Here is a 12,489-nt window from a genome sequence, read left to right as displayed (position 1 = left end):
ACCTTAATTGGATTGTTGTTTTGGTTTAATCTGCTGATTCATATAAGAGCCATAATCATTGACCAAACGTAAAATTACCTGATCAACTGAACCCTGAGTAATTTCCTTATTTAATTTCCAACGAACTGTTGATTTAGGCGGAATTATATTGACGTCTAAGGCTTTATATTCCAACGCATTATTTTTTATTATTGCTTGGGTTGGATTGATATAATAACCACTTGGATTATTTACCTCTAGTAATGTCGTACTTTTATTTTGGATGAGCGTATAAGTCAGGTTTTTAAAACTATCTTCTGGTTGACCAATAATCGTTTTTGGGCGATAAAAAATTTTTATTCGACTTTTTACTAACAAAACAAGCCTGTTTTGATCGAGCTTATTTTTTTCTAAAGCGGGTATTTGCTTAAAATTCAAATAAAAAATAGACTCCCTATCTTGAGGTAATGTATTTACCCCAACATAAATCATCCGAACCATTTGCCCATGATTTGGATTAATTCGAAAGACTTGAGGGTTAATCACAAAAGGGCCATCTGCTGTTTCAGGCGTCGATTGTGGATTATCCTTGTCCACCCAAATCTGAACAATAGAACTCTGATTAGCATTATTACTAAACTGTAAAGTTTTTTCTTGCTGTTCTGCTGGATAAATGATTCGAGTACCTGTCATTACAACATTTGAATGCGCAATAGATGCAGTAGATAAACTACAAACCATTAATAGGTGAGGCCAGATTTTAGATATGCTTTTCATCTTTTATCCTATCTTGTATTTTGTCAAATACGCCATGAACCAATATATGTGGTACATGGCGAATCATTAAAAATCCATTAAGGATAAATAACTTCGTAGTCAGTCACTGCCATTACAGTCCCTGCTGTAACTGCACCCTTTGCATAATATTGTGCTGTCATATTATAAGTAGCAGTACCAGATGCTGTTGTTTGCTTATCTGTTTCGGCAACACCATTCGTAAAATCCAAAGAACTTGAACCAGCACTACCTTTTAGCAGCTGGATAGAGACATTGGCCGCTGTAGAGCTAGAGTCTAAACCTAGATTTGTATCATCAGGATTATGGGCAACAAAACGAACAGCCACATCATCAGCAGTAGTACCACATCCCTTAATATTAATACTAAAAGGTGTTGCACCTGCAGTTTTACCTGCGGCTGTTAAACTGCCCGCCCCTACATTTGGAAGCGTAATGGTAGATGATGTAGTGCCACCAACATCAACGGTACAAGTATTCGAATCAATCGTACCTGTAAAGGTAATTGTATCCGCAGCATTTGCGATTTGTGCTGCACCTAATATCACCATTACGCCAGTTAAAATTTGCATCTTCATAAAAAGTCACTCTTGTTAAAAAATTGAATTAATCTGAATTTGCCATAATAAATTGCAAAAACTCTAATGTATTTAGTACCCTGAACCTAAAGAAAAAATAAAAAAAGTTCGGCAATTAATTTATATTGCTCAGTTATTTTCACTTTAAATAGTTTTCAAAAATTAATGCAGATTGATGACGACAATTACAAATAGGAGATTATTAAAAAACAATATACAATTTGTTTTATTAAAAAAAAGTATAAATGAGATTAGCTCTTAATTCAACAAATTTCTGTCATAAATCATTGTTTATTCAATTTCATGTTGAAAATTTCAGATATTAACTTACATCTAAAATCCGACCTTTTTCATATACTTATTAATGATCAGCAATAATATTAAATCGTTTAACCAACCCAATATACGTCCTATTTTTCTGCTAATTTCACGATTGTAATTTTTGAATATCGGAACTAATTTTCTGTATTTAATGGCCACAAAACTACAAACACCAAGGTATTACTCATCCAACATAATATAACAAAATAAAATTATTAATATAAAACAGAATTTTAAATATACCGATATTGGAACTTTGAGTACCACAAAATATGATGATGTGAATTTTCGATAATTTAATTAAGCCCAATATTTTCAGGCTTAGCATTGTAATAATTTTCAGCAGATACTTGATCATCTCACTTGGCTATTTTAAGAACAATTAGCATATTAATTCACAAAAATTCATTTTATAGTGATTATTATCGCTCTTAATCAAAATTCCAAATCTGATTTCAAGTTATAAACTCTAAATTTATTGATTATCTACACCTCAGAAGATATCAATAGCAACTTTTCACAGTTGTATTATTTTGACCTACACAAATCATTCTTTTGATTTTTTCTATCCTGAATATCCTATTTTAAAATTATTTATAAATTTTCGTTAGCAAGCAGGTTGACCAAGGCAATGACATCGACATGTCCAGTAGTTAAAGATTTTAATTACTGTACTTACACAAAATTTAAGACCTTTTTTAGTTCTAATTCAACTAATATAAAAACGTATATTTCATCATAGGGGTTTTAGAATGTTCCTAGATTGGCCAGAACATACAGCACATGTCAAAAAATCATTTGGAGCTTTAGGAAAGAAACATCCTAAAATGCTTCAAGCTTATGCTTCACTGAATGATGCTGCCGCTGCTGAAGCATTAGATACCAAAACACGTGAACTTATTGCTATAGCAGTTGCAATTACTACACGTTGTGAAAGCTGTATTTCAGTACATGCAGAGGCCGCAATGAAAGCCGGCGCAACAGAAAGCGAAGTGGCTGGTGCTTTAGCAACAGCAATTTCTTTAAATGCTGGTGCTGCATATACATTTGCTTTACGAGCGTTAGAGGCGTGTGAAGCACAGAAGTAATATGTTAAGAAAGAGAGCTTAGCTCTCTTTTTTTGACCTAGAAGTATTTATTCAAATACTCAATTGATCTTCATCCCAAAATGACTCATCCCTCATTTTTTACAATATTTTCTGCCATCGTTAAAAGCCGTATTTGCTCTAATGTCTGAAGAAATTCTTTTTCAGCTTTTTGCATTGCATCATCAAGCAAGTCATTTACAGAGGACTCAACTGGACATTTTGGATGATCATCAGACAGGCCTATTATAAATAATTCCTTGTACCTAAGTGCTAAGTAAATATCTTTTGCTGTGACATCCGAAAATGTACAACTTAATGTCCAACCACCACCCGGCCCTCGTTCAGATTTCACATATCCCGCCTCTCTAAGCGGAGCCATTGTTCTGCGTACCAATGCGGGGTTTGTATGCAGCATTTGCGCAATGATGTCAGACGTTGTAGACCCACCCTTTAAGTACATGTGAATTAGAACATGCAGCAGCCTTGCAAATTTTGTATCTAAATGCATCAGTTTTAACACTATTAATTCGTTACTCATAATGTTACAATTTTACTTTGACGAATGCAAATATCGGAGAACCGCTGTGAATGCACTGACTCATTCTTTTATAGAAACAAATGGTATTCGTTTACATATCACAGAAAAAGGCGAAGGAAAGCCTGTACTTCTGCTGCATGGTTTTCCTGAAACATCATTCTCATGGAGACACCAGTTAGATGCATTAGCAGAAGCAGGTTATCATGCGATTGCTCCAGACCTTAGAGGTTATGGTTTAAGTGATTCACCAGCAGAATTTCATCGCTATACCATTTTAGATATTATGAGTGATTTAATTGGTCTATTAGATGCCTTAAATATCTGTCAAATTGCAATCATAGGCAATGACTGGGGAGCCAATATTGCTTGGCAGTGTGTGCAAATTCGACCAGATCGTTTTCATGCGATTGTTGCTTTAGGTGTTCCGTTCATGGCACGTGCGCCCTTAATGCCGAGCCATTTATTTCCTCAAAATGATCAGGCATGGTTTTACACCATTTACTTTTCTCAGCCTTTACTGGCTGCACAAGAACTGGAACAAGATATATCAACCAGTCTTAAAAAGATTTATTTTTGGGCATCCTCAGAAGGAAATCATAATCCTGAAGCATCACATAATCCCTTTAGCATGTTGTCAAAACAAGATGGTTTATTGGGTTCACTCCCTCTGCCTGACAACCGACCAAAGTGGTTAACACAAGAAGATTTTGAGGTATTTGTAAATTCATTTAAAAAGTCAGGATTTAGTGGTGGGTTAAATTATTATCGAAATTTAGACCAAAACTGGGAACAACAAGGTGCTTTTCATGACTTAAAAATCAAAGTACCTGCGCTTTATTTGGTTGGCGAGCACGATACAGGTCTGGCCATGCCCGGTATGCAGCAAATTATTGCAGAAATGCCAAAATTCATCGCAAATCTACAAGGCTCACATATCATTCCAAACTCAGGACATTGGTTACAGCAAGAAGCACCCGACCAAGTGAATCAAAAAATGATTGATTTTCTACATTCATTAGAAAGTTGAAAACATGTAAAACCAAACATGCCATTTTTTAATATGATAACGTGTGTCCATAAATCAAATTTGATACATGGGCACCCGATTATTTAAGAGCTAAAAACAACTTCAAAAGTAATATGCCTAGCCAAGTACCAATTTAATTTTTGTGATATTATGCCGCGCGATTCAAAATCCCTGAATGAGATTAAGTCAGCAGCACACAACTGTACTGACCATGCCTTTGCTTAAGATGAGTTGATTATCTTTGCATTTATTTTTCAGGATTATTTAGCTATTTGCTATGCCATTTAACTTGTCACTATCTTTTTCAACTTAAGGCCTTTCTCTAATTCGATCTTTGTAATTGAAATGAATTTCTAGAAGATATACATAAATTGCTAATGCAAATAATGGCGTAATAGCCCCATTTTTCAAAATGAAAAATAGGCTAAAATAATGGCTTGTTTACACTCTCGCTGTCACATTGACTTCATAGGTTGATTTTAAATGAATATCTCGCAAGACACTGAAACTAAGCAACATCCACGAATCAGTGTTGCCCCGATGATGGATTGGACGACAAAAGATTATCGTTACTTTGCACGTATGTTTAATCCCAATGTCGTGCTCTACACCGAGATGGTCACAACGGGTGCAATTATTCATGGTGATGCTGAACGTCATTTAAATTTCAATCAACAAGAGCACCCGATTGTGTTACAGCTTGGTGGCTCGAACCCTCAAGAACTCGCACTTTGCAGCAAAATGGCACAAGACTGGGGCTATGATGAAATCAACCTCAACGTCGGCTGCCCGAGTGACCGTGTGCAAAATAATAAAATTGGTGCATGTCTGATGGCAGAACCCGATTTGGTCGCTGAATGTATTGCAGAAATGCAACATGCCGTGCAAATTCCAGTACATGTTAAACATCGTATCGGTATTGATGACATGCAGTCTTATGAAGAAATGCTGCATTTTGTCGATACGGTTGCAAAAACAGGCTGTAAACATTTTGTGGTACATGCACGGATTGCCATCTTGCAAGGACTATCACCGAAAGAAAACCGTGAAGTTCCACCTTTACGCTACGAAGATGTGTATCGTTTAAAACAAGACCGTCCTGAGCTATTCATTGAAATCAATGGCGGCATTAAAACAGTTACTGAAACTGAAGCACATTTACAACATATCGATGGTGTTATGATTGGACGTGAGGCATATCACAATCCTTATTTGCTGGCTGAGTTAGGGCAACTTTGGGACTTAGAAGCCCCTGACCGTTTTGAAATTATGGCGCAAATGCTACCTTATATTGAACAACGTCTTGCAGAAGGTGCACCTCTTTCTATTATCACCCGCCATATTTTAGGATTATTCCAAAATTTACCTGGCGCACGTAAATGGCGTCAGGCGTTAAGCGGTGGTAATGCAAAAACTTTAAATGATGTAAAACATGCCATTCAAAATATGCAGGATGCAATTATCCGTACCGAAGCGTATTTGGCCGAGCATCAAGATCAGGTTTTATAACCTAATACCCTAAAAGATCATCACTGATTAAAACTCAATTTATCCATCAACAATTGTCAATGATCGAAGTTGATGGATGACATGGGTTTCATTAAACTGAAATCAAAAAGCCATAATCTCTTTTTTTTCAAAGGGAAAATAAATTATGGCCTGCGTATTTTGTCAAATTGTTCATGGTGAGTTGCCAAGTCATGTTGTTGCAGAAAATGATGAATTTCTCGCTTTTTTATCGATTTACCCCAATACGCTCGGGGCAACTGTCGTCATTCCCAAACAGCATTTTTCCAGCTATGCCTTCAACTTAGATGACGAAATTCTGTTTAAACTGGTCAAATTTACAAAACAAGTGGCAAAAAAGCTGGATTTATATTTTGAAGATGTGGCTCGAACAGCAATGGTTTTTGAAGGTTTTGGGGTAGATCATGTCCATGCCAAACTCTTTCCCATGCACGGAACTCAACATACACAGCATCACTGGCAGCCCATCAAATCCTTAGTAGATCTTTATTTTGATCAATATCAAGGCTACATTTCCTCTCACGACTATCAACGTGAGGACGATGCAAAATTGGCAGCATTAGCCCAAAAAATTCGAGCAATGCCACATTAAAATAAAATGTCATCACCCTTTTTTGCGTAATCCAAAATCAAAATTGGATGTATACATACATTCAATTTTGTAAAAATGGTGGGTTAATGATGTGCGTTATTTTTTCTTGGCATCCAGTTTTTTCAGCACTTCTGCTACTGCAACCATGGCAAAGCTAGACGTCACCACCACAGCAGAACCATAGCCACCACAGCGTAAACCTGCTGTTGCACAAACTTCAGCACCTGAAAATGGATTATCAATTGAATAAACACAGGTAATACCAAATTTTTCTTTTGGTTTTTTACAAATGCCCTTTGCACGTAACTGACTGCGCAATTTGGCAAGCATCGGGTCTTGTTCAGTTTTAGATAAATCTGCAACCCGAATTTTAAGCGGGTCGAGTTTCCCACCCGCACCACCTGAAACAATCAGCGGAATTTTATTAAAGCGGCAATACAGCATCAATGCCAGTTTGGCTTTGACATCATCAATACAGTCTAAAACCAGATCAGGCTGGCTTGCCATGAGCTGCTCAAGATTATCTACTGATAAATAATCATCGACCAAATTAATTTTAATACGAGGATTAATCTCACGACAGCGTTCTGCCATCACCTCAATTTTTTCACGTCCTAATGTCGATGTAAGCGCCGGAAGCTGACGGTTGATATTCGATGCAGCCAGTACATCCATATCAATCAAAGTCAATTCACCAATGCCTGTACGCGCTAAAGCCTCTACTGCCCAGCTTCCCACACCACCAATCCCAATCACCATCACATGACTGGTTTCATAATGTGCAAAGGATGAATCACCATAAATTTTAGCGGCTCCTGCAAAACGGCGGTCATATTCGTCATTTTGAATTACATCATCTAAAGTGGTTTCATGGTTTGACTGAGTCATATGTGGCTAAACATCAAATTTTAAAGTCGCTATTCTAAAGTTTTCTGCACGACGTGTCATGCAAATTGCCTTTTAGCAACCATAAGATACGCTTTAACTTAAAAGATTGTTGGACACATTTTCATAGGATAATGATTTAAATGATTGCATGACCAATTTTTTCAATACTCCTACTGCTATCTTCTTTTTATATAAAAAGGCTTGAAGCTAATGCATTAGGTACTGAAATTAAACTAACTTCTTTTGCATTAAAATTCTACATTATTTTATTTTCATCATACTGAATTTTAATGTATTTTTAAACTTTTCTTAGTTTTTAAATCTCATCAAAAAAGGCACAGACTTATTATAAATCTGTGCCTTTTTCTCATCTTATGCCGCAATCAAATTACGTAGAACATAATGCAAGATGCCACCTGCCTTAAAGTATTCGACTTCATTTAAGGTATCGATACGACATAGCACCTCAAAACTGTCTTTCGTGCCGTCACTCCGTTCAACGTCTACTTTGAGCTTTTGATGTGGCTGAATCTCATCCGACAATCCTAAAATGGATAAGCGTTCATGCCCTGTCAGGTTTAATGTTTGTCGTGTTTGTCCATCAACAAACTGAAGTGGTAAAACCCCCATACCAACCAAGTTGGAGCGATGAATCCGCTCGAAACTTTCCGCAATCACGGCTTTTACCCCAAGCAGGTTGGTGCCTTTTGCTGCCCAGTCACGTGACGAGCCCGTGCCGTATTCTTTCCCTGCAACAATCACCAAGGCTGTTTGGTCTTGGGCATATTTCATTGCTGCATCATAAATTGCCATTTTTTCACCCGATGGAATATATAAGGTGTTACCGCCTTCTTCTCCACCCAGCATTTCATTTTTAATCCGAATATTGGCAAAAGTACCACGCATCATGACTTCATGGTTGCCACGACGTGAACCATAAGAGTTAAAATCTTTAGGTGCAATACCATGCTCCTGTAAATAACGCCCTGCTGGGCTGTCTTTTTTGATATTTCCCGCAGGTGAAATATGGTCTGTAGTGACTGAATCACCCAATACCGCCAAAATATTAGCATTTAAAATATCGTGAATCGGTTCAGGTGGCTGATCAATACCATCAAAAAATGGCGGATGACGAATGTAGGTTGAGTCTTCATCCCATGCGTATGTTTTGCTGTCTGGAATTTGGATGGCTCGCCATTTTTCATCACCATGAAACACTTCGGCATATTCTTTATGGAACATGTCAGTATTTACTTTTTGTAAGACTCCCTGAACTTCTGCTTGTGTCGGCCAAATGTCTTTTAAATAAATTGCTTTGCCTTCAGCATTTACACCTATTGGTTCTTGGGTCAAGTCTTTACGAATAGTTCCTGCCAGACCAAAAGCAATCACCAATGGTGGCGAAGCCAACCAGTTGGTTTTAACCAGTGGATGGACACGTCCTTCAAAATTACGGTTGCCGGATAACACTGAGGCAACATTTAAATCCTGACATTGAATGGCTTCTTCAACCACCTCAGGCAAAGGCCCTGAGTTTCCGATACAAGTGGTACAGCCATATCCAACAAGGTTATAACCCAATTGGTTTAAATATGGCGTTAAACCTGCCGCAGCCAGATAATCCGTTACCACTTTAGAGCCGGGTGCCAATGAGCTTTTCACCCAAGGCTGACGTTGTAAACCTTGTTCAATGGCTTTTTTCGCAAGTAACCCCGCTGCCAACATCACACTTGGGTTAGAGGTATTGGTACAAGACGTAATTGCCGAAATAACGACATCACCATCTTTTAATGAAAAATGCTCACCATTTAACACACAGGCAGGTGAATCATTTTGAATACTGGATGTTTTTGCTGCAACTGCCGTTCCACCGCCTTCATTTTCAAGCTGCTCTTTGGCTTGTTTTACAGGTTTGACGAGCAAATCCATCACGTCTTGAAAGGCTTTGGGTACATCACCCAATTCTACCCGATCCTGCGGGCGTTTCGGCCCTGCCAAACTGGCTTTAACCGTGCCCATCTCTAGACTGAGCATATCGGTAAAAACTGGCTCGTCCCCAGCATTGCGCCATAAACCTTGCGCTTTGCAGTAAGCTTCAACCAGTGCAATCCGTTCAGCTTTACGTCCAGTTAAACGCATATAGCTAAGGGTTATGTCATCAATCGGGAAAAAGCCACAGGTTGCACCATATTCAGGCGCCATATTGGCAATGGTCGCTCGATCCGCCAGTGGCAAGTCTGCCAAACCATCACCATAAAATTCAACAAATTTACCGACAACGCCTTTTTTACGCAGCATTTGGGTAATGGTTAATACCAAATCAGTTGCAGTAATTCCTTCTTGCAATTTACCTATCAGCTTAAAGCCAATCACTTCTGGAATCAGCATCGAAATCGGTTGTCCAAGCATGGCTGCTTCGGCTTCAATTCCCCCAACACCCCAGCCTAAAACACCTAAACCATTAATCATGGTGGTGTGGGAATCTGTCCCCACCAAAGTATCTGGAAAAGCAAAGGTTTGATCCCCTGACTTATCTGTCCATACGGCTTGTGCCAAATATTCTAAATTTACCTGATGACAAATGCCTGTCCCCGGTGGCACCACGCTAAAACGGTTAAATGAGGATTGTCCCCAACGTAAAAATTGATAACGCTCCCCATTGCGCTGCATTTCAATTTCGACATTCTCTTCAAAAGCTTCAGATGAGGCAAAATGATCTACCATCACCGAATGGTCAATCACCAAATCAACAGGTGAAAGTGGATTAATAGCGTCAGGGTCTTTCCCCGCTTTGGCAACAGCAGCACGCATGGCAGCCAAATCGACCACAGCAGGCACACCTGTAAAGTCCTGCATCAACACACGTGCAGGTCGATACTGAATTTCCTGATCAGAAGTTCGGTTTTTCTGCCAGTCTGCCAATGCCTGTATGTGTGCGGGTTTTACAGTGTGATCATCTTCAAAACGGAGTAAATTTTCTAAGAGTACTTTTAATGATTTGGGCAAGGCATGAATATCACCCAGTTTTTTAGCAGCTTCAGGTAGACTAAAATATTGATAGGTCCGATCCTCGACCTGTAGTTGTTGTAATGCGTTAAAACTATTTTGGCTACGATATTTGTCCATTCGGTGGTCCTCCCCCATTGGCAAAATTTGCATTATTTTTAAGCACTCAAATTAATGTAAGCCAAATTGGTGCAAGGGAGTGTTATCAATTGGTAAGAAATGCAGCAGGTCTGGGTTTTATCGACAACCCTAAAAAAACTATATAAATTTCATGTAATTAAATTGTTATATATTTAAGATAACGGTAGCTATATCGGTGACATGCTGCATTATCTATTTAGAAGAATTTAAAGATGCCATGTTCTGTTGGGCATTCGCATTATTCCGACACACGTAACGCCTGCAATGAATTTTTCCACAGCATCGGGGCAAGTTCTGTTACAGACATCTGTAAACTTTGCGCCAGTCCATCAAAAACATAGGGTAAATTTACAGGCGTATTTCGAGTACGCTGTTCTGTGGAACTTTGACAGCACAACGGCGTCATATCAGGACAATCGGTTTCAATCACCACATGTTCAGCACCAACCGCCTGTACCACCTGATGCAGTTTTTTTGCATTGGGATTGGTGATTTGTCCCGTCACCCCAATTTTAAAACCCATTTTAATAAGTGCTTTGGCTTCTTCTACACCACCACCAAAAGCATGAGCAATGCCGCCATATGCAAATTTGTGTTGTTTGAGCAGTTTCAATACATCGGCATGTGCCCGACGAATATGCAGCAGTACAGGCTTTTGATATTGCTGTGCCAGTTCAAGCTGAGCCGAAAAATAATCTTGTTGTTTTTGATAAATATCGGGTTGTTTATGCTGTTTTAAAAACGTGTCTAAACCAATCTCACCCACCGCCACACACGGTTCCGTTCGCAGCAGATGCTCCAAACCAGTTAAATGTTCAGGCTCATGCTGCTCGATATAAAACGGATGTAACCCTGGCGCTAAATGACTACGAGGTACGTCATCTAGTTGCTGCAAAAAATGATGCGTTTGCACCAAGTCGTTAAATCTGGAGGCTAAAAAACCAATCAACACCAGTGCATCTACACCCTTTTGTTTTGCAGCATGCGCCAGTTGCATCCGATCTAGATCAAACTCAGGAACATCAAAATGGGTATGGGTATCAAATAACCGTAAAGACATTCAAATACCCATCCTATTGAGTTTACTGCGCCGATTTTGGTAAATACTGTGGTTTCACAATACCATTTAATTGGGCATAACTTAATGTAAATGTTGGCATTCCCACCACATAAGGCCCAATTTCATACTCACCATATTGTAAATTTAAGCCCTTATCATCGAAATAGAAGTTATTGGTCAGTTTAAAAGGCCATGCTTGCTCATAATTTTTAACACTGTCTGCCAGTTTTTGCGTCATCACCCATTGTTGAAACTGTTGATACGCCAATTTTTCCAAGGCAGGTCGTTGTTGTTTGAGCAATACATCATCAAGTTTTAGGTGTTTGTTGTGTACCGCATCAAAAACAAAATACTGCTGTGAAGCAGTGCCATGTGCCCCACCCAAAAAGTTATCTGAATTAAGTTGGATCGTCACCACTCCATTTGGGCTTGGTAAAACTTTGGGTTGAATATGTAAACTAATTTGTGGATTTGCGCCCATTTTTTTCAATTGCTGGTCAAGCTGCATAAAATGGTTAGCATAGGCTGTCACAGCTTGGGTGAACTCATCGCTATTTTGAGTAGTCGCCATAGGTTGTGAAGAACTCAGCTCAGATGCAGGTTGATCCGATAAATCCAGATTCTCTTTTAGTATTGTCAAAATAGCCTGATCGATTTGTTTATTGATCGCCTCAACATTGCTCTTTAAACGCTGAACCTGAAACTCGGGGCAACTATTTCCTTCACACTTAGGTAATTGCACGTTGACGGGTTGGATATCTGCCGAAAAGCTGGCTTTTTTAGGGGCAACAGGTGCAGAGGCTTCCGCAGGTTGAGATGCAGCAGGTGTCTCTTGTTGTTGTTTCTGACAAGCACTTAATGTTAAACCCAATGCCATTAATACGGCTGTCGTTATTTTAGATTGCAAATTCATCTTTAAAATTTACCTTTATTTATTGTCGCATTGCAA

The 12,489-nt window shown here is 38.7% G+C and carries 11 protein-coding genes; 4 read left to right on the top strand and 7 right to left on the bottom strand.

Annotation, left to right across the window (positions count from 1 at the left end; all coding sequences use genetic code 11):
• Positions 1 to 3: 3 nt before the first annotated feature.
• Together ABDV70_RS04505 and ABDV70_RS04500 are read right to left on the bottom strand one after the other, a co-directional pair.
• Complete coding sequence (locus ABDV70_RS04505; RefSeq protein WP_343595757.1) at positions 4 to 756, bottom strand: molecular chaperone; 753 nt, start codon at positions 754 to 756, stop codon at positions 4 to 6.
• A 77-nt stretch (positions 757 to 833) separates the two neighbouring features.
• A complete protein-coding gene (locus ABDV70_RS04500; RefSeq protein WP_343595756.1) occupies positions 834 to 1,352 on the bottom strand; it encodes a fimbrial protein in 519 nt (172 codons plus the stop codon).
• A gap of 1,073 nt (positions 1,353 to 2,425) precedes the next feature.
• Between ABDV70_RS04500 and ABDV70_RS04495 the strand changes: the two genes are divergently transcribed.
• Positions 2,426 to 2,761 carry a carboxymuconolactone decarboxylase family protein gene (locus ABDV70_RS04495; RefSeq protein ID WP_343595755.1) on the top strand — a complete coding sequence of 112 codons (336 nt, stop codon included), beginning with the start codon at positions 2,426 to 2,428 and terminating at the stop codon, positions 2,759 to 2,761.
• Between the two features lie 85 nt (positions 2,762 to 2,846).
• Here ABDV70_RS04495 and ABDV70_RS04490 read toward each other — a convergent pair whose 3' ends face one another.
• Complete coding sequence (locus tag ABDV70_RS04490) at positions 2,847 to 3,299, bottom strand: Rrf2 family transcriptional regulator (protein ID WP_343595754.1); 453 nt, start codon at positions 3,297 to 3,299, stop codon at positions 2,847 to 2,849.
• 46 nt (positions 3,300 to 3,345) lie between these two features.
• On the opposite strand from ABDV70_RS04490, the gene ABDV70_RS04485 reads away from it, so the two are divergent.
• From ABDV70_RS04485 to ABDV70_RS04475, 3 genes are all read left to right on the top strand, one after another.
• Positions 3,346 to 4,326, top strand: a complete 981-nt coding sequence (locus tag ABDV70_RS04485; RefSeq protein WP_343595753.1) for an alpha/beta hydrolase — start codon at positions 3,346 to 3,348, stop codon at positions 4,324 to 4,326.
• Between the two features lie 483 nt (positions 4,327 to 4,809).
• A complete protein-coding gene (gene dusA / locus ABDV70_RS04480) occupies positions 4,810 to 5,835 on the top strand; it encodes a tRNA dihydrouridine(20/20a) synthase DusA (protein ID WP_343595752.1) in 1,026 nt (341 codons plus the stop codon).
• A 145-nt stretch (positions 5,836 to 5,980) separates the two neighbouring features.
• Positions 5,981 to 6,445: an HIT family protein gene (locus ABDV70_RS04475; RefSeq protein WP_343595751.1), complete on the top strand. Its 465-nt coding sequence runs from the start codon at positions 5,981 to 5,983 to the stop codon at positions 6,443 to 6,445.
• A 96-nt stretch (positions 6,446 to 6,541) separates the two neighbouring features.
• Here ABDV70_RS04475 and ABDV70_RS04470 read toward each other — a convergent pair whose 3' ends face one another.
• From ABDV70_RS04470 to ABDV70_RS04455, 4 genes are all read right to left on the bottom strand, one after another.
• Entirely contained in the window at positions 6,542 to 7,333 is a 792-nt protein-coding gene (locus ABDV70_RS04470) for a tRNA threonylcarbamoyladenosine dehydratase (protein ID WP_343595750.1), read from the bottom strand.
• A gap of 372 nt (positions 7,334 to 7,705) precedes the next feature.
• A complete protein-coding gene (gene acnA, locus ABDV70_RS04465) occupies positions 7,706 to 10,459 on the bottom strand; it encodes an aconitate hydratase AcnA (protein WP_343595749.1) in 2,754 nt (917 codons plus the stop codon).
• 259 nt (positions 10,460 to 10,718) lie between these two features.
• On the bottom strand, positions 10,719 to 11,540 hold the full coding sequence (locus ABDV70_RS04460; RefSeq protein WP_343595748.1) for a TatD family hydrolase: 822 nt from the start codon (positions 11,538 to 11,540) through the stop codon (positions 10,719 to 10,721).
• A 22-nt stretch (positions 11,541 to 11,562) separates the two neighbouring features.
• Positions 11,563 to 12,453, bottom strand: a complete 891-nt coding sequence (locus tag ABDV70_RS04455; protein ID WP_343595746.1) for an RsiV family protein — start codon at positions 12,451 to 12,453, stop codon at positions 11,563 to 11,565.
• Positions 12,454 to 12,489: the final 36 nt, after the last annotated feature.

It is taken from the genome of Acinetobacter sp. (genome assembly GCF_039596015.1).
GTDB lineage: Bacteria > Pseudomonadota > Gammaproteobacteria > Pseudomonadales > Moraxellaceae > Acinetobacter.
This window is presented reverse-complemented; position numbering and strand designations above follow the sequence as displayed.